General features: G+C 58.2%; 39 protein-coding genes and 1 tRNA gene. 17 read left to right on the forward strand and 23 right to left on the reverse strand.

All coding sequences use genetic code 11. The annotated features are described in order from the left end of the window. Positions 1-12 precede the first annotated feature (12 nt). Complete coding sequence (locus tag ACMHYJ_RS14105; RefSeq protein ID WP_414246821.1) at positions 13-453, reverse strand: terminase small subunit; 441 nt, start codon at positions 451-453, stop codon at positions 13-15. A 188-nt stretch (positions 454-641) separates the two neighbouring features. Here ACMHYJ_RS14105 and ACMHYJ_RS14110 point away from each other — a divergent pair, with 188 nt between their 5' ends. Then, a complete protein-coding gene (locus ACMHYJ_RS14110) occupies positions 642-818 on the forward strand; it encodes a hypothetical protein (protein WP_414246822.1) in 177 nt (58 codons plus the stop codon). 7 nt (positions 819-825) lie between these two features. Here ACMHYJ_RS14110 and ACMHYJ_RS14115 read toward each other — a convergent pair whose 3' ends face one another. From ACMHYJ_RS14115 to ACMHYJ_RS14200, 18 genes are all read right to left on the reverse strand, one after another. Further along, complete coding sequence (locus tag ACMHYJ_RS14115; RefSeq protein WP_414246823.1) at positions 826-1,062, reverse strand: hypothetical protein; 237 nt, start codon at positions 1,060-1,062, stop codon at positions 826-828. Continuing rightward, positions 1,059-1,292 carry a hypothetical protein gene (locus ACMHYJ_RS14120; protein ID WP_414246824.1) on the reverse strand — a complete coding sequence of 78 codons (234 nt, stop codon included), beginning with the start codon at positions 1,290-1,292 and terminating at the stop codon, positions 1,059-1,061. Before ACMHYJ_RS14120 ends, ACMHYJ_RS14115 begins: the two co-directional genes overlap by 4 nt. A gap of 3 nt (positions 1,293-1,295) precedes the next feature. Continuing rightward, on the reverse strand, positions 1,296-1,727 hold the full coding sequence (locus ACMHYJ_RS14125; protein ID WP_414246825.1) for an HNH endonuclease signature motif containing protein: 432 nt from the start codon (positions 1,725-1,727) through the stop codon (positions 1,296-1,298). Positions 1,728-1,906: 179 nt separating this feature from the next. Next, positions 1,907-2,914, reverse strand: a complete 1,008-nt coding sequence (locus tag ACMHYJ_RS14130) for a hypothetical protein (protein ID WP_414246826.1) — start codon at positions 2,912-2,914, stop codon at positions 1,907-1,909. 159 nt (positions 2,915-3,073) lie between these two features. Next, a complete protein-coding gene (locus ACMHYJ_RS14135) occupies positions 3,074-3,556 on the reverse strand; it encodes a hypothetical protein (RefSeq protein WP_414246827.1) in 483 nt (160 codons plus the stop codon). 181 nt (positions 3,557-3,737) lie between these two features. Then, on the reverse strand, positions 3,738-3,914 hold the full coding sequence (locus tag ACMHYJ_RS14140; protein WP_414246828.1) for a hypothetical protein: 177 nt from the start codon (positions 3,912-3,914) through the stop codon (positions 3,738-3,740). Next, positions 3,911-4,141, reverse strand: coding sequence for a hypothetical protein (locus ACMHYJ_RS14145; RefSeq protein WP_414246829.1), 231 nt, complete (start codon positions 4,139-4,141; stop codon positions 3,911-3,913). The genes ACMHYJ_RS14140 and ACMHYJ_RS14145 overlap by 4 nt, the downstream gene beginning before the upstream one ends. Next, positions 4,138-4,506: a hypothetical protein gene (locus tag ACMHYJ_RS14150; RefSeq protein WP_414246830.1), complete on the reverse strand. Its 369-nt coding sequence runs from the start codon at positions 4,504-4,506 to the stop codon at positions 4,138-4,140. The genes ACMHYJ_RS14145 and ACMHYJ_RS14150 overlap by 4 nt, the downstream gene beginning before the upstream one ends. A 10-nt stretch (positions 4,507-4,516) precedes the next feature. Then, positions 4,517-5,374 carry a prohibitin family protein gene (locus ACMHYJ_RS14155; protein WP_414246831.1) on the reverse strand — a complete coding sequence of 286 codons (858 nt, stop codon included), beginning with the start codon at positions 5,372-5,374 and terminating at the stop codon, positions 4,517-4,519. An 88-nt stretch (positions 5,375-5,462) separates the two neighbouring features. Then, positions 5,463-5,852, reverse strand: coding sequence for a hypothetical protein (locus ACMHYJ_RS14160; protein ID WP_414246832.1), 390 nt, complete (start codon positions 5,850-5,852; stop codon positions 5,463-5,465). Beyond that, on the reverse strand, positions 5,849-6,094 hold the full coding sequence (locus ACMHYJ_RS14165; protein ID WP_414246833.1) for a hypothetical protein: 246 nt from the start codon (positions 6,092-6,094) through the stop codon (positions 5,849-5,851). The genes ACMHYJ_RS14160 and ACMHYJ_RS14165 overlap by 4 nt, the downstream gene beginning before the upstream one ends. Continuing rightward, on the reverse strand, positions 6,084-7,037 hold the full coding sequence (locus ACMHYJ_RS14170; RefSeq protein WP_414246834.1) for an AAA family ATPase: 954 nt from the start codon (positions 7,035-7,037) through the stop codon (positions 6,084-6,086). The genes ACMHYJ_RS14165 and ACMHYJ_RS14170 overlap by 11 nt, the downstream gene beginning before the upstream one ends. Further along, positions 7,034-7,381, reverse strand: coding sequence for a hypothetical protein (locus ACMHYJ_RS14175; protein WP_414246835.1), 348 nt, complete (start codon positions 7,379-7,381; stop codon positions 7,034-7,036). Before ACMHYJ_RS14175 ends, ACMHYJ_RS14170 begins: the two co-directional genes overlap by 4 nt. Then, positions 7,378-8,139, reverse strand: a complete 762-nt coding sequence (locus tag ACMHYJ_RS14180) for a conserved phage C-terminal domain-containing protein (RefSeq protein ID WP_414246836.1) — start codon at positions 8,137-8,139, stop codon at positions 7,378-7,380. The genes ACMHYJ_RS14175 and ACMHYJ_RS14180 overlap by 4 nt, the downstream gene beginning before the upstream one ends. A gap of 94 nt (positions 8,140-8,233) precedes the next feature. Continuing rightward, positions 8,234-8,719 (reverse strand): Ref family recombination enhancement nuclease, encoded by a 486-nt coding sequence (locus ACMHYJ_RS14185; protein ID WP_414246837.1) that lies wholly within the window; start codon positions 8,717-8,719, stop codon positions 8,234-8,236. A gap of 5 nt (positions 8,720-8,724) precedes the next feature. Further along, the gene (locus ACMHYJ_RS14190; RefSeq protein ID WP_414246838.1) at positions 8,725-9,216 is read right to left on the reverse strand and encodes a hypothetical protein; all 492 of its coding nucleotides are present in this window, start codon (positions 9,214-9,216) and stop codon (positions 8,725-8,727) included. Continuing rightward, positions 9,213-9,677 carry a recombination protein NinB gene (locus ACMHYJ_RS14195; protein ID WP_414246839.1) on the reverse strand — a complete coding sequence of 155 codons (465 nt, stop codon included), beginning with the start codon at positions 9,675-9,677 and terminating at the stop codon, positions 9,213-9,215. The genes ACMHYJ_RS14190 and ACMHYJ_RS14195 overlap by 4 nt, the downstream gene beginning before the upstream one ends. 81 nt (positions 9,678-9,758) lie before the next feature. Next, positions 9,759-10,235, reverse strand: a complete 477-nt coding sequence (locus ACMHYJ_RS14200; RefSeq protein WP_414246840.1) for a hypothetical protein — start codon at positions 10,233-10,235, stop codon at positions 9,759-9,761. Between the two features lie 110 nt (positions 10,236-10,345). Here ACMHYJ_RS14200 and ACMHYJ_RS14205 point away from each other — a divergent pair, with 110 nt between their 5' ends. Then, positions 10,346-10,537 carry a hypothetical protein gene (locus ACMHYJ_RS14205; RefSeq protein ID WP_414246841.1) on the forward strand — a complete coding sequence of 64 codons (192 nt, stop codon included), beginning with the start codon at positions 10,346-10,348 and terminating at the stop codon, positions 10,535-10,537. Positions 10,538-10,752: 215 nt separating this feature from the next. Here ACMHYJ_RS14205 and ACMHYJ_RS14210 read toward each other — a convergent pair whose 3' ends face one another. Genes ACMHYJ_RS14210 through ACMHYJ_RS14225 form a run of 4 tightly spaced genes read right to left on the reverse strand, consistent with a single transcriptional unit; the run spans position 10,753 to position 11,730 of the window. Next, complete coding sequence (locus tag ACMHYJ_RS14210) at positions 10,753-10,992, reverse strand: hypothetical protein (RefSeq protein ID WP_414246842.1); 240 nt, start codon at positions 10,990-10,992, stop codon at positions 10,753-10,755. Then, complete coding sequence (locus ACMHYJ_RS14215; RefSeq protein ID WP_414246843.1) at positions 10,985-11,122, reverse strand: hypothetical protein; 138 nt, start codon at positions 11,120-11,122, stop codon at positions 10,985-10,987. Before ACMHYJ_RS14215 ends, ACMHYJ_RS14210 begins: the two co-directional genes overlap by 8 nt. Next, entirely contained in the window at positions 11,115-11,492 is a 378-nt protein-coding gene (locus ACMHYJ_RS14220; protein ID WP_414246844.1) for a hypothetical protein, read from the reverse strand. Before ACMHYJ_RS14220 ends, ACMHYJ_RS14215 begins: the two co-directional genes overlap by 8 nt. After that, the gene (locus ACMHYJ_RS14225; RefSeq protein ID WP_414246845.1) at positions 11,485-11,730 is read right to left on the reverse strand and encodes a transcriptional regulator; all 246 of its coding nucleotides are present in this window, start codon (positions 11,728-11,730) and stop codon (positions 11,485-11,487) included. The genes ACMHYJ_RS14220 and ACMHYJ_RS14225 overlap by 8 nt, the downstream gene beginning before the upstream one ends. Before the next feature lie 78 nt (positions 11,731-11,808). On the opposite strand from ACMHYJ_RS14225, the gene ACMHYJ_RS14230 reads away from it, so the two are divergent. From ACMHYJ_RS14230 to ACMHYJ_RS14300, 15 genes are all read left to right on the forward strand, one after another. Continuing rightward, complete coding sequence (locus ACMHYJ_RS14230) at positions 11,809-12,600, forward strand: S24 family peptidase (RefSeq protein WP_414246846.1); 792 nt, start codon at positions 11,809-11,811, stop codon at positions 12,598-12,600. A gap of 75 nt (positions 12,601-12,675) precedes the next feature. Beyond that, on the forward strand, positions 12,676-13,068 hold the full coding sequence (locus ACMHYJ_RS14235) for a hypothetical protein (protein WP_414246847.1): 393 nt from the start codon (positions 12,676-12,678) through the stop codon (positions 13,066-13,068). After that, positions 13,061-13,594, forward strand: a complete 534-nt coding sequence (locus ACMHYJ_RS14240; RefSeq protein ID WP_414246848.1) for a hypothetical protein — start codon at positions 13,061-13,063, stop codon at positions 13,592-13,594. Before ACMHYJ_RS14235 ends, ACMHYJ_RS14240 begins: the two co-directional genes overlap by 8 nt. 163 nt (positions 13,595-13,757) lie before the next feature. Continuing rightward, positions 13,758-13,946 (forward strand): hypothetical protein, encoded by a 189-nt coding sequence (locus ACMHYJ_RS14245; protein ID WP_414246849.1) that lies wholly within the window; start codon positions 13,758-13,760, stop codon positions 13,944-13,946. A 487-nt stretch (positions 13,947-14,433) separates the two neighbouring features. Further along, the gene (locus tag ACMHYJ_RS14250) at positions 14,434-15,048 is read left to right on the forward strand and encodes a hypothetical protein (RefSeq protein ID WP_414246850.1); all 615 of its coding nucleotides are present in this window, start codon (positions 14,434-14,436) and stop codon (positions 15,046-15,048) included. Next, positions 15,045-15,287 carry an acyl carrier protein gene (locus tag ACMHYJ_RS14255; RefSeq protein ID WP_414246851.1) on the forward strand — a complete coding sequence of 81 codons (243 nt, stop codon included), beginning with the start codon at positions 15,045-15,047 and terminating at the stop codon, positions 15,285-15,287. The genes ACMHYJ_RS14250 and ACMHYJ_RS14255 overlap by 4 nt, the downstream gene beginning before the upstream one ends. After that, a complete protein-coding gene (locus tag ACMHYJ_RS14260) occupies positions 15,284-15,667 on the forward strand; it encodes a hypothetical protein (RefSeq protein ID WP_414246852.1) in 384 nt (127 codons plus the stop codon). The genes ACMHYJ_RS14255 and ACMHYJ_RS14260 overlap by 4 nt, the downstream gene beginning before the upstream one ends. Beyond that, positions 15,664-16,029: a hypothetical protein gene (locus ACMHYJ_RS14265; RefSeq protein WP_414246853.1), complete on the forward strand. Its 366-nt coding sequence runs from the start codon at positions 15,664-15,666 to the stop codon at positions 16,027-16,029. The genes ACMHYJ_RS14260 and ACMHYJ_RS14265 overlap by 4 nt, the downstream gene beginning before the upstream one ends. A 712-nt stretch (positions 16,030-16,741) precedes the next feature. Then, positions 16,742-16,828, forward strand: a tRNA-Tyr gene (locus ACMHYJ_RS14270). Positions 16,829-16,901: 73 nt separating this feature from the next. After that, entirely contained in the window at positions 16,902-17,180 is a 279-nt protein-coding gene (locus ACMHYJ_RS14275) for a hypothetical protein (RefSeq protein ID WP_414246854.1), read from the forward strand. 472 nt (positions 17,181-17,652) lie between these two features. Beyond that, complete coding sequence (locus ACMHYJ_RS14280) at positions 17,653-17,865, forward strand: hypothetical protein (protein WP_414246855.1); 213 nt, start codon at positions 17,653-17,655, stop codon at positions 17,863-17,865. A gap of 8 nt (positions 17,866-17,873) precedes the next feature. Beyond that, a complete protein-coding gene (locus ACMHYJ_RS14285) occupies positions 17,874-18,161 on the forward strand; it encodes a hypothetical protein (protein ID WP_414246856.1) in 288 nt (95 codons plus the stop codon). Further along, positions 18,158-18,466: a hypothetical protein gene (locus ACMHYJ_RS14290; RefSeq protein WP_414246857.1), complete on the forward strand. Its 309-nt coding sequence runs from the start codon at positions 18,158-18,160 to the stop codon at positions 18,464-18,466. Before ACMHYJ_RS14285 ends, ACMHYJ_RS14290 begins: the two co-directional genes overlap by 4 nt. Next, positions 18,463-19,500 (forward strand): hypothetical protein, encoded by a 1,038-nt coding sequence (locus tag ACMHYJ_RS14295; protein ID WP_414246858.1) that lies wholly within the window; start codon positions 18,463-18,465, stop codon positions 19,498-19,500. The genes ACMHYJ_RS14290 and ACMHYJ_RS14295 overlap by 4 nt, the downstream gene beginning before the upstream one ends. Then, a complete protein-coding gene (locus ACMHYJ_RS14300) occupies positions 19,500-21,179 on the forward strand; it encodes a YqaJ viral recombinase family protein (RefSeq protein WP_414246859.1) in 1,680 nt (559 codons plus the stop codon). Before ACMHYJ_RS14295 ends, ACMHYJ_RS14300 begins: the two co-directional genes overlap by 1 nt. Positions 21,180-21,196: the final 17 nt, after the last annotated feature.

A 21,196-nucleotide genomic window follows, 5' to 3' on the forward strand; every position in this document is an offset into this window, starting at 1 on the left:
GAAGCGCAACCATTACTGCAACCTGGGCGCCGCCGGAACAGCAAATCGACCCTGCATGGCCTTGTTGGCCGCATCTTCCTTGGCTGACTTCTTGCTGGCCTCGCCCTTGCGCTCATGAGTGAACGGCATGAGCGCCTTGGCCGCATCAAGCCTCAGCTTCATGTCTTCAGACACATCATTCATGAGCGCCTTCAGAAAATCCTGAGGATCACTGAACATCTTCCCGAGATCGGGCAGGTTGACATCCTTGCCGGCCGCCTTTGCCTCGGATTTCGCTTGTTCAACAATCTCTTTGCGCTTCAGCGCGGCCTGAACGTCCGGGTCCTTCATCAGGCGGCTGGCCGCTTGAGGCGCACCCTTCTCGCTATAGCCCGCAGCCACAGCCGCTTTCGCGCCAGACAGCCCCGACTGGAGCGCGGCAACGAATTTGCGCTTTTTGTCGGTAAACGCCATGAACAACCTCAGTTAACAAGTTCCTGTTAAGGGGAAAAATCTCTGAATGAGAGAAGCTGCCGGTCTAGGTTTCCGATCCGCCCAGGGTTTCGACCCGCCCCCCCCCGCTTGAATGCCCATGCCAGCCCGCTGTAGCCCGCCTGTGCGCTCGTACGCGGTGATGGCGGGAGCGCCGCAGCGCCTCACCTATGCCCGTCTGGCCAGCCCTAGACGGCCATCACTCAATCCTCATCCTGATAGCCCGCCGTACCCAGTACGCCACGCGCTCGACATCGGGCGCGCACCCAGTCATGCGGCACATGAGCACCACGCCCACGATGTACCAGCGCAGCCACCAGGCCACGGATATGCGTATCGTCACCTGACGCTGCATCAGAGCAGCTCCACAGTGACACGGCCGTACAGCGTGCGACTGATGATCCGGCCGCGCTTGCTGATCTTGATCGGATCGTCCTCTACCCGCACGCGCCCTTTGCTGACACTGGCGGCCGTGACGTGCCGCAACTCCACGCCGTCCAGGTACACGCGGCACGGCGGGCAGATACCCGGCAGCAGCCAGCCACGATTGCGCCGCTCGATCGCGTCCAGGTCTATATTGGTCTGCATCATCCAGCCACCGGCTTTAGGGTGTGATCGTCGATGATCTCAACCTTGATATCATGGAGAATGCCGGTGCTGGTGTCGCGGGTAGACACCCAGGCCCGCCACGTCACGCCCGTACCATCCAGGCTGACGCCCACCTTTTCCGCCACTCGCTCAGCAATGATCCGCAGCGCCACGTCTTGATCGACCGTGGTCGCGTACACGTCGCGGTGCTGCTTGTCTGTGTTGATCTTCACGCCTCAATCCTCCACCGGCCAGCCGTCAAGCCCGATTGCCTGGCGCTGGCTGCCGCGCTCGATGCGCTGTTTGGTGCTGTCGTGATGTGTCTTGCACAGACCCTGCCAGTTGCTGCGATCCCAGAACAACGCCTGGTCTCCACGATGCGGGATCCTGTGGTCAACAATCGTTGCCAGCGGCTCAGCCACGCCGCGCTTGGCGCACTCCACGATCACATCAGCTGGCGGCAGATCTGTCATGTCCAGATCAGCTAGGCACATGACGCAGTGCGGATGCTTGGCCAGATATCCGGCCCTGGCCTGCTGCCATTTGTAGCCGTACCCGCGCTGAGCTGATGTCTTGCCGCCGCGCCAGCTGTCGAGGTTGCCTTGAGCCTGCTGCCGTTTCGCGGGCAGTTTTCCGAGGCGCGACGGAATCGTTTGCAATCTAGCCACAATTAGGGTTTGTCCTAATAAAAATATCCCATATAGTGCTTGCGGTAACTATGGCGTGGACAAACTTACTGTTTCTGATCTACAAAAAATATCAATAGCCGGGTCTGGTCGCGTGTTTTTTGAGCTAGGCCCTGACTGATCATATCCCGCACACCGCGCTAAATAATATAGGGCTGCGCTCACTTACTAATTGCATCTGGCTTTTCGGCGACAACCCCTTGCAGTCTTTCAATTTCAGATCTCTGCTGAGCTATAAGTGCTTGCTGGTCCGTTAGCTTTTCCTGAAAACTAATTTCGATGTCATGCAATGTTTTGAGGGTGGCGTCCAAAGCGGTTTTATCACCCCATATCTGACCAACCAATCCTGACAAAGCGGCAACAATCGCCACGCCAACAGCAATTTTTGTAAGCCGCTGTCCTCTGGCTGCAATTGCGTTTGACTTTATTGACTCAACTACTTGAGCCTTCGATATCTCAAGCGCCTCTCCCGTCCTCTGTTCGCTCTTTCTGGCTTCCTCCATCCACTTCGGCAAAACCTCAACAACTAGCGCATCGTGCAAACCACTGACCACATCAATCAAGCTATCTGTTTTTTGCGCCATATTCCTGGATATTTGCGCATTCTCCTGAGAAAGCTTGATCAATGGATTTTCGGGGAGCCGGATTGGTTTTGGTTGCTCGAACACAACTCTTGATGCTCGGGCCTCAGTCTCTGCTATAGCAGAGAGGCCAGCCAGTCCTTGCATACGAGCCTTTTTCTTCTCTTGCTCCAGTATCGATGAATAGGCTTGGTCTCCCAAGAAGCTGTACAGCCCAGCCTTCTCAAACATTTTGGCCCGTTTTTTTTCTTCCTCTACGATTTCATTTTTAATAAAGTCGCTAAGACCATCAGGCACCAAGCCTTCGGGCAAGTCTTTCATATAAACCTGCCTCGCTGTGGCGGCTAAGATGTTCTCGATGTCATCTTTCCCTAAGCGAGAGAATAGGCTGTCTGACAAGGGGGCTACATCAAAGTTATTCTGATCCTCGCTGGCGTAAAGGCGAACCAAAGCCGCCGTTAATCCACCTTCCCCGCTTTCAAGCTTCTTTAGCTTCTCCAAGTCCCCTGTTAAATTGTGGCGAACATATAGCTCACCGGCGCTTGTTTCAACAGCCACCTTTTTAGGGATTAGATTTTTAATATCCACTTGCTTTCCTCTTGGTAATTCGTGCCGGTGCGCTATGCAACACCAGCGTGTATGAATCTGTGGCAAACGAAAAAACCCCGCTCTAGGCAGGGCCCCGTCCGCCCCAATCGCAACTACCTGAGGCTATCTGGAAAACAGTATAAACCATACCAAATAGTCTCACAACCCTTGCTTGGCCCGCTCAAGCATCCGCATTGCCTTGTTATGCGCCATTACCGAGCCGGCATCCAGGCGGCGGTAATAGGTTGCCCTGCTTACTCCGCGAGAATTGAAAATCACCGGCATATCCTCATGCCTGATATGTGCCACGAAATACGCATACAAGACGATCTTATGCGTGTCCTCCAGCGCCATCACGGCCTTGTGAATCGCCATGCTCTGGGGGTCCAGGCGAAAGTCTCGCGGCTCTCGGTCAGACAGCTGGCCAAGGATTCGGCAAAACGGGGTAACGCCCAGATTCGCCCAAAACTGCGGCCGCCTTGCCCAGTCTCCCCATTGATACATATCTTGCTGGATTCGACCAGAAACGGACTGCAGCTTGCGCCCCATATACTCCTCCACAACGCGGGTATCCCGCTTTATTTCATGCTCTTCCATCCTGGCCACCACCTCGAATGGATCACCCATGCGCCAGCGCTCCATCAGGAGCCCATCCCATTGGTTTTCGAATAGTGCATATCCGCGTAGCCATCAATGGCGTCAACAAGCGCCCTGAATCCCTCGACAAGGCTTATAAATTCCGGCAGCAATCGACACGCCCAGGCGCGGGAATTCCCGAACTTCACGGACCTCACAGCCTGCTGCCTTCTGAGCTTGCGCATCTTCATACGATCCACTCCTCATCCCCTGATATATCAATCCTGTAGATAGGCTTCGAGCCCTCCTTGCGTGCATCCATGTCAATGCACGCGGTAACAATGAAGCTTTCATCCGCATCACTCAGCGCCGCCGAAAGCTCAATGGCAGCAGCGCGGATGCGAGCTTTCTGTTCTTCTGTCATCGCCCCACCTCTTGTGTTGCCTGCCCTCCCAGCACATCCGCCCTACCCGCCATGTAGCCCATGATGTAGTGGTTAAATGCCTGCTTCGTGTCCATGCTGTAAAACAGGAAGCCGTCCTCAGTGGTCTCGCCCCGCATGCTCAGACCGTTCTGCTCAGCATGTATGGCAAACCAGCCATGCAAAACCTTGCGCATGGCGTCACGATCAATCGATCCCGTCTCTTTCACCTGCCTCTCCCAAAACCGCCATTTCCCCCATTACCTATCCCGCCCATGCTGACCAGCACCGGCTGCGCATCAATCTCGTTCTGGCGCAGATGCGGGCGCGGCTTCAGCTGCTGGAATTTCATCGGCAGTCTGGGCGCAGCTGGCGTACCCTGAAACTTCGGCGTCGAGCGGCCCGTTTCCAGCACCTCGACGCAACGATTTATGTAGTCCAGCACTGGCTCACGAGGCAGGCGCGGCAGGCCCAGCCTGGTACAGACGTCCTCGAACTTGTCTGCCGAGGCATAGCTCTTGATTTGTTCGTCGCGGGTCTGTAGGGCCTTCGATAGCCGGTACTTGGCTTTGTTCAGGGTGTCTCGGTCAGTCATAGGACCTCCGTTACTTGATGCCGATGAACGGCAGTGCCGACCCGGGAACCTGCGTGGTGGGCAGCGAACCGTCCCACTTTTCCACAGCGATCAGGCTGACCAGATTGGTGTTTGCCGCCAGCGCATCGGCACGGGCCTGAATAGCAGCGGCTTCAGCATCGCCACGCAGCCGGATGCCGTCGGCTTCGGCCTGGAATGCTTCACGCAAGGCATCGGCCTCGGCCCGGGCCTTCACCACCTGAATTTCAGCGTTGATGGTCGCGGTTTCCTTTTGCTGGCGCGTGGTCTCGATTTGCACCTGGGCCAACATTCGCTGTTCGATGGACTGCTCATAAGCCGACGAGAACCCGACTTCCTCCACCTGCACGCCAACGATTTGCACCGGCGCATCGCGCATAACCTGGGTTACGGCCTGGGTGGCTTCGGTCCCCAGCTTCTCGCGCTCTTGAATGGCGCGAACTGCCGTGAATTTTCCGAACACGTTTTTGACTGCATCGGGGGTGCGTCGCTCGATCACCCGGGCCTGCAGGTTCTCCAGCGTGCCGTACTCGCTGTACAGGTCGCTGACCCGATCCACTGGAACCCGGTAGGTGACAGACACCTGCATCGAGGCTGGCTGCTGGTCGTACGAATAGGCTTCCAGCGGCAGGGTGACGTTGTGATCCCGTACTGACACAAACCGTACAGAATCAATCACAGGCGTCTTGAAGCCCAGTCCAGGCCCGGCCACGCTGGACAGCTTGCCGTTGCGAAGCAATACCCCGCGCTCGCCCTGGTCCACTTGGAACCATGAGCCAAACGCCAGCAGGACGATGGCGAGAAAGGTGACGATGCCTGCGGCAATGAATGCCATTCCACGATTATTCATTTGATGGACTTCCTTTTCTTGGGTTGACGATCCGCCATGACAGCGGCAATTCCTTTGGTGATCAGATAGGCGACAACGGCAGCGCCTATCAGGATGAGTGCGTAGCGCATGCGCCTATCTCCACAGTGACGAATCCTTGTTTGTTGGGGTCCAGTACCCGATCCAGGGTGACTGGCACGAACCTGCTGTCATCCACGCCCAGGGCCTTCGCGATACCGTCCAGGTTGTGCTTGATCGCGCCCAGCATTCCGTCCAGGTCCCGGCGACGGCGGTCGGGCGCGGCAAATGTGATCTTGACGGGGACCTGATCGGACAGGCCCGCGATATTGCGGCCCAGAGCCTGCCGGGCCGCGTAGAACCCGGACTGCCGGGCCGCCTCGATGAACGGCTGGAACTTGCGGAAGCTGCCGCGCCTGCGGTTCGGAAACAGTATCGGGTCGGGCCACGGCAGGTTGATGGTGATGTGGTCCAGGGTCATGCTGCCCCCATGATTTTTTCTTCAAACCGCTGGCGCTCGGCCTCAAGCCAAACCCGCCGCTTCTGCGAGTTCTCGGTAGGCTCGGCCTCGAACATCCGGCACGTCCGGCTGAATGTCGCGCTCTCGTAGCGCCCGGATCGGCCATCCTTGCCGCAGACGCCGTAGCCTTGCTTGGCCATCGCCGGGGCGGTGCGAAGGTCAAAATGGATGCAGTCGATGCAGTTGATGTGATCAGGCGTCATAACCCCGATCTCGCATGAAATTTAGCGGCAGGCGGCGTGAATCCGGCGTGTATTGCAAGCTGGGGGCGTGGTACCACAACGCCACCGTACCCTCCCATTCGCCGTGTCGGTTTTTGTCGCAGATCAGCAGGCAATCGGGCGTCTTTTCCAGGTCTTCCGAGATCGATCCACCGGGCACGCGCAGCGCCTTGTCCACATCCTTTTCCTTCTTTTTGTTGCGCCAGATAGTGAGCATCTGATCGACCTGATCAACGATGGCCCCCGATCCTTTCGCGTCGAACTTGCCTGGCTTCTGGTCCTCGTTTTCGCGCTTGCGGGCGTGGTGCACGAGGTGGATGTGGATGTTGCAGTCCTGTGCCAGCCTGCACAGCAGTTCCACAAAATCTTTTTGGCCGTTGTAGTCGTCCTCTCCAGCCACACAGCGCATGAGACTGTCGATCACGAAATGGTCAATCTTCAGGCGCTCGGCGCAATACCGGATGACGGCAGCCAGGGTCCGAGGCTCAGCACGACCCAGTTGGTCGTAGATCCAGGCCTTGCCAGTCAACCAGGACATCATCTGACGTGCCGCTGCCTCTCCGGGCTGGTCGTTCATCGACACCTGGCGAAGCATGCGCTTTAAGGTCGATACCGGCCGCATTTCAAAGGACGCAATGCAGGACTTCTGACCCTGCGCGGTGAATCCCAGGATCGCTTGTCCCAGGATCTGGCTTTTCCCGTGGCCGTTGATCCCCTGCCACAGCGTCACCTCGCCAGGGCGAAACCGGATTTTGTCGTGCGTCTTAGACCATGGGAGGCGAGCGCCCGTGATGTGTTCCGGCTGGTTCACGGCAGCAACCAGGGCGTTTTCCCAGGACTCGACCGGCAGCACCTTCACGGAAGGCTCTGTTTCCGCCATGTAGGCAGAAAAATCCGTGTTGTCAGGCGTAATGATGAGGGTCATAGATCAAAAAATCCTTTGTTCGGTTTCCAAGCTCGCAGGCCCCAATCGCCGCCTGCAATGGCCTTGGCGGGCTCAAACTCGGCAATGCGCTCCAGCGCGGCAATAGCGCGGGTGCGGTCGTTTCCGGCGATGTGCACCACGACCCCCCGCAGGCAACGGAGATCCACGGTGGATGGACTGTCGTCAGGCAAAATCACAATGCTCGGTGCGCCGCCCAGGTTCATGGCTTCGTTCGGATGGGTGTACGGGCCCCATGTCGGGCGGGTTTCCAGGATCGTGACAAATGCGCTTTTCGGCATGTAGCCAGCCAGGCGCATTTCGATGAGCGGCCGGTGCCCGGTCATACGTCGTACTCCAATGCTTGGCTTGCATGGCCCGCCTGCAGTTGCCCCAGGTACTGCTCGCACTTGGTGCGGGAAAACAGCGTTGCCGGCCTCAGGTATTCGGCCATCTTCGGGTCGTCCAGCCACTGCGCGGACTTCACGTCGATAACAGTTTTCAGCTGGGCAACAGACGTTCCGTCTCGCACCCTGGCCGTGATGAGATCCAGGTTTGCAGGAACGGGGCGATATGCCCTGCCCGTCTTCTGGTTCAGGTAAGCAAGCACCTCCTTGGCATCAGCCTTTGGGTCGGGTTTTGGCGGTGAATCGTCGGGGTCACCCGACAATGTCTTTTCTTCGTCTTCGACTACGACTAAAGCGGTTTTTCCCGGTGATCCACCGTGAACCACCGTGGAATCCTGTTTTTCATCAGGAATTTTCGGTGAGTCTTGGCTATTTCCGGGCGGTTCCGGGAATTTCGACTTACTCTGAATGCGCTGCCCGAAGTCCTGCATTTCCAAGTACACCTTACCTGCGACCGTGTAGAGAACGATCAGTCCGGCACCTTCAGCCTCGGCAAGGTGCTTTTTGATCGAGTCTTCTTTCACGCTATCCAGTTTCAGCGGGTAGCAGGACGCCCTCAGCAGCGTCAGATTGGCCGAAAATCTCCCGTAGTCATCCACCACCGACATTAACCGGCGGTAGAACAGTTCCGCGTGCGGCGACAGGGCGTTGACCCTCTCGCTTGTCAGAATGCCGTCCCTGATCATCCTGGTAGGCATGTGACCCTCCATTGATCTCCAAAAAGATGCACGGCGGCAGGGCGGTGGAGGAATCCGCCTTTTCTCCCCGTCGGGATAGCCGTGTGCAAACCCATCATTCGTCCCCATGCACCATGCGCGCCAGCGGCTGAATAACCTGGTGGTATTCCAGTTCATCGGCCGTTGACCATGTGTTGTGCGAAATTCGATCCGCGCGACCGGCGTCCATCACCTCCCAGGCTTCGCGCAGCAGGTCCAGTTCGGTGACGCCATAGGCGCGCTCGAATGCGCGGCGACCCAGGCCATGAAAGCCGGTCGCGCCCCGATGGTGTTCCGGGCAAAGCGGGATCGTCATCAGGTTGCTGTTGCGTTGGCCAGCGCCCACGCCATCGCGCAGGTGATGGATTTCCGCTGGCGTGCCCGGATACCCGAGGCGACGGCACAAAATGCAGCCTTGGGCCGCTATTGCGCTCAGGAAACGATGTTCGGCCGCTGAGACTCTGGATTTCTTCGAGGGCCTGCGCCCCATCGGCTTGGTCGCCTTCATCGGCGTCTTGCGCTGCAATGGCTTGCCGGGCTTGAGGGTGCTGTTCCAGGTCATAACAATCAGCCCTTCAACAGCGCCTGCAGCTGGCGCAGCGTTTCCAGTTTTTTCTTGTCTTCGCCGCTCTTTTCTTCCAGGCAGATGGCCGCCGTATCAATGTCGTCGGCGATCTGATTCAGCGTGCCGGCAGCGGCGCGCACGCGCGCGGCGATGTCACCCAGGAGCTGCATCGAGTCCTGGGGCTTGGCTTGGGCTTTCGGTGTGGGGTTTTTCTGTTCCGCGTTGGGTTTTGTTGCCACGGGCTTTTCCTCTTTGATGTGAGTGCGGCGAAACGATCCAGGGACAACCTCTCGGATGAGCCCGGATTCTTTGAGTTTTTTCAGGCAGCCCATGAGGACCGGGTGCTCGCAGCCGGACCCGGTGTTTTTGTACATAGCCGCCACGATTTCGCCGGATGTGTTCGCGTGGTTTTGGCAAGGCGTGACGGCTTCGTAGACCTTGCGGGCTATGTTGGTTTGACCAGCCAGGATCTGTGCTTGGCGCTGTGGGGTCATTCCGCCACCTCGCGCCATTCCAGGTCGGTGGTCGTTTCATCGGGCAGCAGCTTCATACCGTGCTTGATCCGGTCTTGCCGGGTGTCGATACCCTGCATGGCACACCAGGCCAGGATGTATTCGATGAGGCTGGTCATGCGGGCGACCGACATGCGAGCGGACGATTCGCGGATGTTCACGAATTCACCTTCCAGCCCCGGCACCATGTCGGAGTCCAGGCCGGTAGCTGCAGCATGGCCGCTGATAAACAGCACCTTCCATTGCGTGGCAGTCAGTTTTCGGTCACCCCACTTCGCATGCTTGGCAACTGTCGAGAACAGCGCGTGCAGCAGCGCATTCTGATCCAGCGACCGGGTACGCGGCTTGATTTCCACGCGCCAGTCTTCGGGAGCCTGCATCACGGCTTGGGCCGCGTTGCGCCGAACGTGGTTGCTGATGAGGTTGAACGCTTGGCCTTCCATCACTTCAACCTCACCCAAAGCGCAACCGCCACAGCTACCAGGGGCAGGATCATGGCGATAGCGAATACGATGATGTCGAGTTCAGTCATTGCACGCCCTCTTGTCGGCAGCCAGCAAAAAGCCGCGTTCCAGGTTGTGAGTACGCGTCCGCAGTTCACGCAAAAGCGCAACCACTTTGTCCCGTTCGGTGGGGGAAACGATGTTGTCAGCTAGAGATTCCGCTGTCGTGCCCAGCACGCCGCCAGTCAAAGCCCCAATTTGCATGGCCTTGGCCTGGATGTCCTTGATCAGGTCTTGCGGGCTGGCCTCATCATCAGGGACGACATCGGCCGCCAGGCCGTTTTGCGCGGCATGGGCCAGCATCCAGTCGCGGGCATATGCGCGACCGCCCTCTTTTTCCTCCATCCACTCAGTGAGCAAATCGGCCATGGACAAACTTATCTCATCTCCATTCACAGCCCGCAGCTTGGCGCGCAGGCTCTCGGGGTGGATGCTGCGGCCCCGGCGCTCCGTCAGGAACCGGGCGGCATCAACCACGCCGCCGGAGGTGCGCCGCACGCTGTTGTAGAGGACGTCCAGCCAATCGACATTGGAATACCTGCAAGTCACCTTGAAACCCCTTGAATTTCAGCGTTTCGACGCTGATTGAACTGGCCTACAGTGAGACCATGGAAAAGACAAAAACCGAATTGCTTCTGGAAGAAGCCAAAGCCATCTGCCAGCGCGTCACCGACCGCCTGGACGTATCCGACGACCTGTTGTGCTCGGTGTTTCGCAGGCTTGAGCTTGAAACCGATCTGCTGGACGAAGACCTGGACGAGGCTGCAGAGGCGCTGGCCCAGCGCGGGCCGATGCATTGATGGGGTGGCCAGCTCCAAGCCCGTAGAATCAAGGAACCGACCCTTTAATCCTTTGAGCAAGGAACTGACCATGAACGACGACAACTTGAGCTTCATCATCAAAAGCGACAACGGCCTGCACACAATTGATCTGTCGATCAATGACAAACAGCACGGGTCATCAGTCAACGTGACGTTTGTTGTTCGCGGGCTAGTGGGAATAGATGACCCAACCATCACAGACCTTCGACACGCAACGCTAAGTTGGGCTGCAAGGGAGTTGCTTTCGCGGCTCCCAAAGGACTATGCAAAGAACGGGACTCCGTTTCTTCCTGGGCCTCGGAAACCATCAGGCCAGTAGCCGGGTCGTAGACCATGCCGCCGGACGCGAACTCGGCCACCAGCGGCTTCGCGGCACGAACGATCACGCCGTCGATTTCGATGCAGGCGCCGGGTTGGAGGGTGATTTCACGCATGCTTGCCGTCCTCCCCGCGCCGATCCATAGACCGACGCTTGTGGTAGCCCATCAGCGCCTGGATATGACCGACGACGTAGCCGCAGCCGAAGACGATGGCGGCGACTAGGATTAGGAGGAGCTCAGGCATCACCGCCCTCCGCCTTCAGGTTGCCGTCCTTGTCATATTTCGACTGAAGTATGTGCGTCGCAAGCAGGCCGAACACCAAGACAGAAGGAAGAAACACATACCCAATCCAGACCAATGCGCCGATGAAGAACAGCCAAACCGACAGGTTCATCCACGTCAGCAAACGGTTTTTACGAGGGAGCTTCTTCGGCAGATCAAATGACGCCAAAAAGGAAAAGGAAAACAAGATGGCCACAAACCACATCCAGAAGATAAAGACGTTGCCAGCCTGCTCAACACCGAGAACCTGCCAGGCATACAAGGCGGTGCCAGCGGCAATGTGCAAGGTGGCGTTGACCGCGAAACGCTTGGTGATGGATTGCTCAGACATTGGTGGGCTCCTTGGGGGTGCGGTTCGCCAGATACGCCCAATCGACATCCGGGCGCAGGGATTCGCAGCGAATCGCGCCGTCAGATTCACGCTCCAACTCAATGCACAGGCTTTCCCCCAGGCGCTGGCCGACAGACGCTGCTTTGCGCAGGTAGCCGACCGAGGTGCCGCATCGGGTGGCGAATGCGCCTTGCTTGTCGCGGGTCAGGCTGTTCAGGTAATCGATCAGGTCTTTCATGACGACAATTATTACTGAACAGTAATCATCAGTCAATACCGTTTGGTCATTTACCGTTTAGTAAACGAAAATCTCTCCATGGACGATGCCGACACCAGGAACCGCCGCGCCCGACTCCGGGAACTTATCGCGCACTGCTTTGATGGGCGCGATGCTGCGCTGCTTGATCACATCGAGAGGCGCACCGGAAAGCGTCCGAACCAGGGCGAGTTATCGGGCCTACAGAAAGACCATGGGCCACGATCCTTCGGTGACAAGAAGGCAAGGACCCTTGCGGAACAAATCGGCCTAAACCGGTATTGGTTTGACATGACCACTGGAGCGAGACTGGCGCAGGACGAATGGCTGCTTCCAGCATTCGTTCCAAGACTGCTCGAAGGCCGTAATGATTTCGATGCTCTCGAGGTCGAGGTCTTCGATCGGCTTGCTCCGCTTGAGGCTCAAACGGTAGAGTACGTCGGTGCCGCTCCCGCCCAGCGATTGGTGGCCGTCGTAGGCCAGGCCAGGCTTGGCGAGAACGGCTGGTATGACGTAGTGCAGGAGGTGGGCTGCGACGGCTTCGTGGAAGCCGTGTCCAACGACCCTGACGCCTATGCTCTACGGGTCTTGGGCGACTCCATGTTCCCAGCCATCCGAAACGGCTGGTACGTGGTCGTCGAACCGAACCATGCCCTCAATCCCTCGGATTTCGTTGCTGTGGCTTTGATTGATGGCCGCAAGATGGTCAAGGAATTTCTGTACCGCACAAGTACGGAGGTCGGCTTGCAGTCAGTCAACGGCGGCACGCGCCTGACGTTGCGGTTGGAGGAAATAGCAACAATGCACCCGGTCAGCAACCTGCTGTCACCGGGAAAGTATCGCGCATCGTAAGCCCGCGCCTTCTGGTGTGGGTTTGATCCGTAACGAAAAAATCAGTGGCATTACAACAAAGGGTGTAAATCCAGAATGGACGAAGAAGCACACGACGTCGACGAAAGAAATGAGCCGCCTGCAGATAGCATGCGCCGAAAAATCTTCAAAGTCCTGGAAGGCCACGAATACATTAAGTTATTTCGTGAGTTTTCAGATGCTAAAGGGATAAACAACGCGTGCCCAGCGTGTGGCGCTGGGGGGTGGCTAGTTAGCTCATCGCCGAGAACTGGTTATGTAACAGCAGAGAAATCCTTTATTTTTAACTCTGAAGGACGTACGGCATCAAAACTTGATCCCAAGCTACGCCTAAACTGTAAAAACTGCGGATTCGAGCGCATCTTTGATCTTCAGATCATCGCCAAGTGGCAAGAAGATAGACAGAATAATTCTGGCACTGACGATTATGACGAGGAGCATCATGAATAATCTCGTATCTCTGGAGGACTATAAAGGCTCGTTTACAGAAGCTCCGCCTAAAAAAGAACGAGGGCCATTGCCCCCAGGCGGAGGCGGAGGCGATAATGGAGACATGGATGAACGTCTTGATCGCTTAGAGAAGCGCGTAGGTAGCATCGATGGTCGTCTTGATCGTCTTGAGCACCGCGTGGGTCACATTGACGGCCGACTTGGTCGGATCGAAGGCGATGTTGCGTCTTTAAAGGATGGGCTTTCGGACGTCAAGGTCGCTGTTGCGTCCTTGGATGCCAAGCTGGACATCACCGGCATCCGTGCGACTGTAGAAAAGTCTCATACCGATATCTATAAATGGGTAGCGACTCTAGCCATCAGTCTCATTGGCTTGTCAGCGGCTGTCTATTTCGGCGTTCAGCGCATTGACTCCGGCGCAGTGAATGCGCGAGTCAGCCAGCCATCAGTTATCTATGTGCAGCCAGCGCCTCCAATCTCGGTGCCGCACTCAATAGCGCCTGACGCGCCCTCACCGCCGCAATAACCACAAAGCGACAATCCATCAGCCCTCCACGGAGGGCTTTTTTGTGGGCGCTCGGTTTTGGTGGGGGTTTCCCTTACGCAGAATAATTACCAAACAGTATTGACAATGAAATTACTGTTTAGTAATATTCATTCATCGCATCACCAACCGCACGGAGCCAGACATGACCAAGACCGAAGCAATCACGAACGCAGTCGCCCGCTACATCAAGAACGGCGGCAACGAGCAGGCCGGCCTAAAGCTGGTGGCCGAGCTGATCGCAGAACCCTGGTGCTTGGCTGAGTCGCTGCGCTACTGGAATCTGGCGACGAACAGCAAGGCGGCAGGGATGGCCGAAGCGCTTCTGTCCTAATCCATCTGCCCGGAAACGGGCGCTTCGACAAGGGCCTTCATTGAGGGTCTTTATCGAAGCAAGCATCCCCAAGCCTAGGCCCCAGGGCCAGCGACAGGGATGCAGCAACAGCGGCAACGGCCGCAGCCGGGAAACCGGATGATCTTTAAAAACCGAAGACGATGAATACCGGCCCCGCGCCCTATACGGATGCAGGTTTGGCCGGCTGCGCAACACGCGATCCCGCAGGAGCAAAAGGGTCGAAATCCGGCGAGTGTCAGCCAGGCCCTAGAGTGGGCCGTAGTACGCAGACAGGAACCGGGGACGGCGAAAGCCGCGCCCACACACTGCCCTGGTGGCGTCGTAACCAGGGAGACGATTTCCCGGCCCAACCGGGAAGCGCTGTGCAAGTCAGCAATCTGCGCCCAGGCATCGCGGCATCTTGCCGGGCGCGGAGTTATTCAAGGCGGCATTGATTCAGTGCCGCGCTGAATGATAAGGAGATCCTATGAGCAACGTCATTTACATGATCGAGAGCGGAAAGGCCCTTGATCTGGTCAGGCATCACATCGCGGAGGTAAAGCGAGTCAGGCAGCAAAACCACGATCTTGCCGAGGAGTTGGGTGCTGATCGCTACCGGGTGCGGATTGGTGACGGAGTTATCACGACAGTCGAATTTAAAGAGCGCATACACCCTGAGTTCACCAAGCCTGGAAAATACGGGAGCAGGCCGAAAAAAGGGACCGAGTGGGCAAAAAGGTTTGCTGCACAGGAGGGACACGCCAGCGAATCAAGCGTTATATCGGAGGCGTTCAACGTGCCTCTTAGAATCAGTTACCAGGGCGAGGATTGCCACGGCTCTAGTTGCATCGGTTCACCGCTACAGGAATGCGGATTTCTCTTTCTTTCAGTAGATGGTCCGTACGCACTATGGATTCCAGATGTGCGGGCAGAGGTCGAGCAGCGTGAGCGCCAGGGCTACACGGTTTCCGAGCCAGCCAAATCGTTTGACATGCAGCTAGAAGGCTGCCGACGTATAGAACGTGAGGAATGGCAAATACTGGTTGCTCAGCATGAGCTTGAAAAAAAACGCGCAGCCAAAACCACAGGAACCACCCCATGACCAACATAACCGCAATCCAATCCAGCACCTACAAGATCATTTCTGAGTGCCTGGGCATCCCTGAATCAAGCATCACGCCAGACTCAAGCCTAGACAGCCTGGGCGCTGATTCTCTGGATGTCATTGAAATCGTGATGGCCCTGGAAGACCGCATGGGGATCGAAATCAGTGATGCTGAATTCGAGGCCTGCGAGTCTGTGCGGGACGTCATCGAGCTTGTTGAAAGGCTGCGGCCATGACCACTGAAACCAAGATCCTGACGGACGAATTCATATCAGCGTTGTGGGACGAAATTCACGCCTCTTTTAGTCGTGAGACGTTCCGCATGAGTCATCATGACTTTGCCCGGCACATCGAAGCCGCCGTCCTGCAATCCTACGAATCCCAACTGCTGCGCCTGCTGGTCGATATCCGCTTCGCCGCTGGCGACGACGGAAAGCGGATGCAGCCGGAGCTGGTCGAGCATATCGCGGCGCTGAGGAAGGATGCGGAGCGGTATCGGTGGCTCAAAGCCAATATTCAAGATGATTACACGCTTCCAGGCGGCTATTACATACCCGATGAAGATACCGGCACGTGGGACAAAACTGTTGACACCGCAATGGAGCAAAAGCCATGAGCAAGATTCAGGCTCCCGAACCGGTGGCGGCGGTATGTCACGACTACGATCTGTTTTTCATGGGCGGAGGCCCAATTGCAGATCTTGTAAAACGCCTTGACGTCAAGGTTGGCGACTGGCTCATCACCACCACCCAAGCCGAAGCCTACGCAGCCGCCAGGGTGGCGGCGGCGCTGGAAAAGGCGGCCCGGGCTTGCGAGTCCCGCATTCGCACAGGCGATCCAGGCATAGACACCACAGATGTCGATATAGAGGCCGTCGCTTGCGCTGCTGCCGTCCGCAACCTGATTTCAAGCGACGAATACCAGAGCGACGTCCAGGCGGCGGCGGGCGGCCTGACTCAAACGCCGCTTGAATACTGACCCCAGAGATTAACCCTAGCGGTGACGTTTGCCGGGATTTTTCTTGTGATGGATATTCGGGCCACGCTCTTTACTCACATGTTTGCTGCTTCGAGTGGTAAGGGTCACGCCTTTTGGGAGAACGGGACGGGGAGTGCGCTTACGGTCGGCTTCAGTAACGATCTTATTGCCCATGGAAATCTTCCTCAAGTTTAGGTAAATCCTGTCATTGTCACACATTTGCACTCAAACGCCAGCCTGTAGGCGCACAGGCCCGACCCCACGGTGAGCGGGGCATCCCGGATGCAAGGCCAGGGCCATCACATAGGCGGCGGCGTGGAGAATCGGAGACACGCAAAGACAGAGCGGGGCTGTCAGAAATAAAGCCCGCTGAGGAAGGAGGGCATCCGATCCGCCACTGGAAGTACCGAAAGGTGAACAAGCGGGAATGCATCGCCGGGGTAACGTCCGGCCCGCCTATGTGATGGCTTGAAGAACTCGGGTAATCAGCCCCGGCCCTGGCGAGGGCGTGAAGCGATAGGCCGCAAACCGAATGTCGCAATCGTACGCAGCCATCAAATCGAAGCGGATGCCGTCGCGCCCCGTCCTAGGCGGGAGGATCTACGCCACCGGCGCGGACGCAGCTTCGCGGTAGCGACGATATAAGCCAGGAGCGCAGCTTGACGGCTGCAATCCGACCCGTCTGGCCCCGGACGTACAAACGGGCACAAACGGGCGCCGAGCGGCATTGGCGACTGCAGCAGACTGTAAATCTGTATCCCCAAGGGGAAACCCGGTTCGATTCCGGGGGCGCCCACCAATTTCAGTGCCAGCAAAGCTGGGATGGAGCATCGTGGGATGATGCAACCAGCATCCCACGCCAAAGGAGCATCATGGACGAACAATTTCCGCGCCAGACGTGGCGCTTGCTGCCGAGTTACCGGCTCAAGGAAGTCACGCTTGTGGCTGTCACCAACGACTACTACGGCACCCACTACAAAACAGCGGAGGCGACTTATATCTCTGCGGCCGACGTTTGGCCGACGCGAGAAGAAGCCATCGCTGCGGGGCATCGGTGCCTGGACGAACAACAGAAGGCGCTCGAAAAGCGGGCCGACGTCATCAACAAGCGCCGCGCCGAGCTGGACAAGGCCGCCAAGCAGCGCACCTGATCAAGCCGAGCATCCAAACGCTACCGCTGCCAGGGCGGCCCCGTAAGGGATAACCTGGACGCCCCAGCGGACGGTGGGCGGTGCAGCAAACATCCGCATCCAGAGCGCCCCGCGTACTCTGTCTGATCTGATCCTCTAAGCCCGTCGGGTCGGGCAGGTACGCGAAAAGCGGCGCGAGAGCGCAGGACAGCCCGGACAAGATGCGCCTCCAAGTCCTCTATGGGCGTGATCTGGACGCTTGATCCCACGACACGGGATCACCCACATCAGGCCGTTCTGGCCCGGTCAGGCACTTGCCCGCCTGCCGAATTCCTTAACTTGTCGCGTTCGTGGTTGAACAGAACCGGGGGCTTATACCGGGCGGCCAGTGCGGCCTGATGTGGGGCAACTGTGAGCCTGAAAAGGCCGCGAATCCTAGGGTAGCGGAGCCGTCTTAGCCGGTTCGCCCCACAACTATCTCAGGAGACTGATCATGCAAACAATCCAAAATCCGCGCCTGTACGTCAAGCGCAAAGCCAGCGCCGAGGGCCGCGCACCACGCACGATGGATGAAGCGTTTCCGCAGTACCCGGGCCCCGACTATCGAGAGCCGTCGCTGATGGAAAAAATCGGGGACTGCGTGGTTGTCGCTGCTGCTGCTGCGGCATTCGGCTTGGCGGCCTACTACGGCCCAGCGATTCTGTGAAGCCTTTGATGAACACCAACACAACCCCCGGCCCCTGGAGCTTGGACGCCAGCACCGGCCCCATTCGGGTCATCGCCAAGGGCGTCGTGATCTGCGATGTGGCCCCGCACCGTGGCGGCGTGGGGATGGCCAACGGCAGGCAGATTGCGGCATCCCCAGCCATGCTGGATGCCCTGCTGGCCGCCCTGTCGTTTGTCGAAGATGCGGAACAAGACCCGGGCTACCGACCCGGTTACGCCGCATCCATAGCCAGGGAAATTCGAGCGGCCATCAAATCAGCTACGGAGGAGCCGTGATTCTGAACACGCACATCCAGGGCATCCCGTGCCAAGTGTCGGTGACGCACTACACGCCAGCCGACCCTGGGCGGATCACAGGCCCAGTTGATCGTTGTTACCCGCCGGAACCCGCTGAAGTCGAATTTGATGTGTTGGATCGGCGCGGCCGACCTGCACCCTGGCTGGAACGCAAGATGGGCGATGCCGACGCGAGGGCCGTCGAGCAAGAAATCATCGCCGCGCACGAATCCGCAGCGGCTGAAGCGAAAGCTGAGGCTCGGATCGAGGCGCTGGAATTTAAGGAATGGGGAGCATACGCATGACAGACCATCAAAACGCCTTGGCAGTCAGCCAGGGATTCAGTGAAAGCACCACAACCATTGCCTCGGTGGAGACAGCATCAACAGCCATAGCCGCACAATCCAAGGCCATGGTGGAGTCGCGCTACATCATGGCGATGCGCAACCCACGCAATTGGGACCAGGTGCGTTCCGATCTGATAAAGGAGTGCAAGCGCCCGAGCTTCGCGCACAACAAGAGCGCCTATTACATCAAGCCTATCGGCAATGGTGTAGAGGGCCTGGGCATTCGCTTTGTCGAGGTCGCCCTACGCTGCATGAAAAACGTGCTGGTCGAAACCACCATGATTTTTGAAGACAGCATGAAAGAGGTGCACCGCGTGTCCGTCACGGACCTGGAAGCCAATATCACCTACCCGCTGGATGTGCGCGTCTCCAAGACCGTCGAGAGGTCCAAGCCCAACAGTGACGGCTCCTACATCAGCGTCCGCAAGAATAGCTGGAACAAGGACGTATACACCGTCGAGGGCACCGACGACGACATTCTGAACAAGCGCGGCGCCCTCATTTCCAAGGCCATTCGCACCATTGGCCTGCGGATCATTCCGGGCGATTTATGCGACGAGGCTGAGGAAATCATCAAGCACATCCGCCTGGACAAGGCTGCTCAAGACCCTGATGCCGAACGCAAGAAAATCGTAGACGCCTTCGCGGAAATCAACGTCACAGCAACCGACCTGACCGGCTATCTCGGGCATGACATCGGCAAATGCTCCCCGGCGCAACTGGTCACCCTACGCGGCATCTACGGGGCCATCCGGGATGGCGAAGCCACATGGCAGACCGTCATGCAGAACCATGCCGACGAATCGTCCGGCAAGGCGGCGCCCGAGCCTCTTTCCGATGAGGCATTTGCCAAAAAATCACCCGGATGGAAGGCGATGATCGAGTCGGGCAAAAAGACGGTCAATGACCTGATCGCCACCATCCAAACCAAAGACATCCTCACGGAAGATCAGAAGGTTGAGATCGCTTCGTGGGCAAGGGAGAACGCATAATGCAGACCATCGACCTGCAGCAGGGATCGCCCGCCTGGCTGGCCTTTCGCGCCGAACACTTCACGGCCAGCGACGCCCCGGCCATGATGGGCGAATCGCCCTACAAGACCCGCAGCCAATTACTGCACGAAAAGGCCACCGGAATCAGCCCGGAGGTGGATGCAGCTACCCAGCGCCGCTTTGACGACGGCCACCGCATCGAGGCCCTGGCCCGCCCGCTGGCCGAGGACTTCATCGGCGACGATCTGTACCCGGTCGTGGGCGCGAACGGCAAATACGCCGCCAGTTTCGACGGCCTGACGATGCTGGGCAACATCAACTGGGAGTGCAAGACACTGAATGCGACGCTGCGAGAAGCCATGCGGCCCGACTGCACCGGCACCGACCTGCCGCTTGTCTACCAGATCCAGATGGAGCATCAGGCGATGGTGTCTGAGTGCGACCGGGCGCTGTTCACCGCCGCGCAGTTTGATGCCGCCGGAAACCCGGTAGATGTACGCCACTGCTGGTACACGCCGAATCCGGATCTTCGCGCCCGAATCGTGGCTGGCTGGGAGCAGTTTGACGAGGATCTAGCCAGCTACGTCCCGGAGCCAGCCGCAGAGCCGGTCACGGCCCAGGCCCAGGAAGCCCTGCCAGCCGTCTTCGCCCAGGTATCGGGCAGCCTGTCTATCACATCAAACCTGGATTTGTTCGGCGAGGCATTACGAGCCTTCGTGGGGCGCATCCCCAAAAATCCTGAGACCGATCAGGAATTCGCCGACACGGAAGCCGCATGCAAGCGCCTGAAGGAAGCCGAGGACGCCCTGGCGGCGGCCGAAACCCAGGCCCTAGCCAGCCTCGATGATGTCGCCGCCATGCAGCGCACCGTCGCCACCCTGAAAGAACTCGCCCGTCAGACGCGACTGGCAAGCGAAAAGCTGGTCAAGGCCCGCAAGGAGGCCATTCGCACCGAAATAGTCACGACAGCCCGCCAGCAGTTCAGTGCTTTCCTGGCCGGCCTGCAGGGTGAAATCCGGGTGCGCCTAAATACCGGCATGCCGGACTTCGCCAGCGCCATCAAGGGCCTGAAAACGCTATCCAGCATCAAGGATGCCGTCGGTACGGCCCTGGCCAATGCCAAGATTGAAGCCAACGAGTACGCGGCTGACATCCGGGCCAAGCTGGCGAAATTTGATGAGCTGGTGCCCCCCGAATATCAGGGCCTATTCCGCGACCTGGATGATCTGATGACGATGGCACCGAATCATTTTGAGGCGGCGGTCGTGGCGCGTGTCGAGCAGCAGAAAAAGGCCGATGACGAGCGCCGCCAGCAGATCGAGGACGCGGCCAAGGCGAAGGCGGCGGCAGTAACGCCGCCGCCCGCAGCCCCAGTACCTGCCGCGCAACCAACGCCGCTACATGGGGCGCACGGCGCTGTTGCCTACACAGCCCAGGGCCAACCCGCAAGCGCGGCAGCACCGGCGATTCCCGCCGACGATCCAGCCGCGCTGCGCCTGGGCCAGATCAATGAGCGTCTTGCTCCCATCAGTCTATCGGCTGCAGGACTGGCCGATTTGGGCATCACGCACACAGCCACCGACAAGGCCGCCAAGTTGTACCGCGAGTCTGATTTTCAGCGGATTTGCGCGGCCCTGATCCTGCGCATCAGCGAGGCGCGGACGATGGAAACCGTCTGACGGTCAGGGCGTCAGCA

Origin of the sequence: Castellaniella hirudinis (assembly GCF_047468865.1) — a bacterium.
In the GTDB taxonomy this organism is placed as follows: domain Bacteria; phylum Pseudomonadota; class Gammaproteobacteria; order Burkholderiales; family Burkholderiaceae_B; genus Castellaniella; species Castellaniella hirudinis_A.

What these genes read in the sequence shown, in the direction of transcription:
- ACMHYJ_RS14105 (WP_414246821.1), bottom strand. Translation starts at nt 453, where the DNA reads ATGGCGTTTACCGACAAAAAGCGCAAATTCGTTGCCGCGCTCCAGTCG.
- ACMHYJ_RS14110 (WP_414246822.1), top strand. Translation starts at nt 642, where the DNA reads ATGCCCGTCTGGCCAGCCCTAGACGGCCATCACTCAATCCTCATCCTG.
- ACMHYJ_RS14115 (WP_414246823.1), bottom strand. Translation starts at nt 1,062, where the DNA reads ATGATGCAGACCAATATAGACCTGGACGCGATCGAGCGGCGCAATCGT.
- ACMHYJ_RS14135 (WP_414246827.1), bottom strand. Translation starts at nt 3,556, where the DNA reads ATGGAGCGCTGGCGCATGGGTGATCCATTCGAGGTGGTGGCCAGGATG.
- ACMHYJ_RS14140 (WP_414246828.1), bottom strand. Translation starts at nt 3,914, where the DNA reads ATGACAGAAGAACAGAAAGCTCGCATCCGCGCTGCTGCCATTGAGCTT.
- ACMHYJ_RS14150 (WP_414246830.1), bottom strand. Translation starts at nt 4,506, where the DNA reads ATGACTGACCGAGACACCCTGAACAAAGCCAAGTACCGGCTATCGAAG.
- ACMHYJ_RS14155 (WP_414246831.1), bottom strand. Translation starts at nt 5,374, where the DNA reads ATGAATAATCGTGGAATGGCATTCATTGCCGCAGGCATCGTCACCTTT.
- ACMHYJ_RS14160 (WP_414246832.1), bottom strand. Translation starts at nt 5,852, where the DNA reads ATGACCCTGGACCACATCACCATCAACCTGCCGTGGCCCGACCCGATA.
- ACMHYJ_RS14165 (WP_414246833.1), bottom strand. Translation starts at nt 6,094, where the DNA reads ATGACGCCTGATCACATCAACTGCATCGACTGCATCCATTTTGACCTT.
- ACMHYJ_RS14170 (WP_414246834.1), bottom strand. Translation starts at nt 7,037, where the DNA reads ATGACCCTCATCATTACGCCTGACAACACGGATTTTTCTGCCTACATG.
- ACMHYJ_RS14175 (WP_414246835.1), bottom strand. Translation starts at nt 7,381, where the DNA reads ATGACCGGGCACCGGCCGCTCATCGAAATGCGCCTGGCTGGCTACATG.
- ACMHYJ_RS14180 (WP_414246836.1), bottom strand. Translation starts at nt 8,139, where the DNA reads ATGCCTACCAGGATGATCAGGGACGGCATTCTGACAAGCGAGAGGGTC.
- ACMHYJ_RS14185 (WP_414246837.1), bottom strand. Translation starts at nt 8,719, where the DNA reads ATGACCTGGAACAGCACCCTCAAGCCCGGCAAGCCATTGCAGCGCAAG.
- ACMHYJ_RS14190 (WP_414246838.1), bottom strand. Translation starts at nt 9,216, where the DNA reads ATGACCCCACAGCGCCAAGCACAGATCCTGGCTGGTCAAACCAACATA.
- ACMHYJ_RS14195 (WP_414246839.1), bottom strand. Translation starts at nt 9,677, where the DNA reads ATGGAAGGCCAAGCGTTCAACCTCATCAGCAACCACGTTCGGCGCAAC.
- ACMHYJ_RS14205 (WP_414246841.1), top strand. Translation starts at nt 10,346, where the DNA reads ATGGAAAAGACAAAAACCGAATTGCTTCTGGAAGAAGCCAAAGCCATC.
- ACMHYJ_RS14210 (WP_414246842.1), bottom strand. Translation starts at nt 10,992, where the DNA reads ATGCGTGAAATCACCCTCCAACCCGGCGCCTGCATCGAAATCGACGGC.
- ACMHYJ_RS14215 (WP_414246843.1), bottom strand. Translation starts at nt 11,122, where the DNA reads ATGCCTGAGCTCCTCCTAATCCTAGTCGCCGCCATCGTCTTCGGCTGC.
- ACMHYJ_RS14220 (WP_414246844.1), bottom strand. Translation starts at nt 11,492, where the DNA reads ATGTCTGAGCAATCCATCACCAAGCGTTTCGCGGTCAACGCCACCTTG.
- ACMHYJ_RS14225 (WP_414246845.1), bottom strand. Translation starts at nt 11,730, where the DNA reads ATGAAAGACCTGATCGATTACCTGAACAGCCTGACCCGCGACAAGCAA.
- ACMHYJ_RS14230 (WP_414246846.1), top strand. Translation starts at nt 11,809, where the DNA reads ATGGACGATGCCGACACCAGGAACCGCCGCGCCCGACTCCGGGAACTT.
- ACMHYJ_RS14235 (WP_414246847.1), top strand. Translation starts at nt 12,676, where the DNA reads ATGGACGAAGAAGCACACGACGTCGACGAAAGAAATGAGCCGCCTGCA.
- ACMHYJ_RS14240 (WP_414246848.1), top strand. Translation starts at nt 13,061, where the DNA reads ATGAATAATCTCGTATCTCTGGAGGACTATAAAGGCTCGTTTACAGAA.
- ACMHYJ_RS14245 (WP_414246849.1), top strand. Translation starts at nt 13,758, where the DNA reads ATGACCAAGACCGAAGCAATCACGAACGCAGTCGCCCGCTACATCAAG.
- ACMHYJ_RS14250 (WP_414246850.1), top strand. Translation starts at nt 14,434, where the DNA reads ATGAGCAACGTCATTTACATGATCGAGAGCGGAAAGGCCCTTGATCTG.
- ACMHYJ_RS14255 (WP_414246851.1), top strand. Translation starts at nt 15,045, where the DNA reads ATGACCAACATAACCGCAATCCAATCCAGCACCTACAAGATCATTTCT.
- ACMHYJ_RS14260 (WP_414246852.1), top strand. Translation starts at nt 15,284, where the DNA reads ATGACCACTGAAACCAAGATCCTGACGGACGAATTCATATCAGCGTTG.
- ACMHYJ_RS14265 (WP_414246853.1), top strand. Translation starts at nt 15,664, where the DNA reads ATGAGCAAGATTCAGGCTCCCGAACCGGTGGCGGCGGTATGTCACGAC.
- ACMHYJ_RS14275 (WP_414246854.1), top strand. Translation starts at nt 16,902, where the DNA reads ATGGACGAACAATTTCCGCGCCAGACGTGGCGCTTGCTGCCGAGTTAC.
- ACMHYJ_RS14280 (WP_414246855.1), top strand. Translation starts at nt 17,653, where the DNA reads ATGCAAACAATCCAAAATCCGCGCCTGTACGTCAAGCGCAAAGCCAGC.
- ACMHYJ_RS14285 (WP_414246856.1), top strand. Translation starts at nt 17,874, where the DNA reads ATGAACACCAACACAACCCCCGGCCCCTGGAGCTTGGACGCCAGCACC.
- ACMHYJ_RS14295 (WP_414246858.1), top strand. Translation starts at nt 18,463, where the DNA reads ATGACAGACCATCAAAACGCCTTGGCAGTCAGCCAGGGATTCAGTGAA.
- ACMHYJ_RS14300 (WP_414246859.1), top strand. Translation starts at nt 19,500, where the DNA reads ATGCAGACCATCGACCTGCAGCAGGGATCGCCCGCCTGGCTGGCCTTT.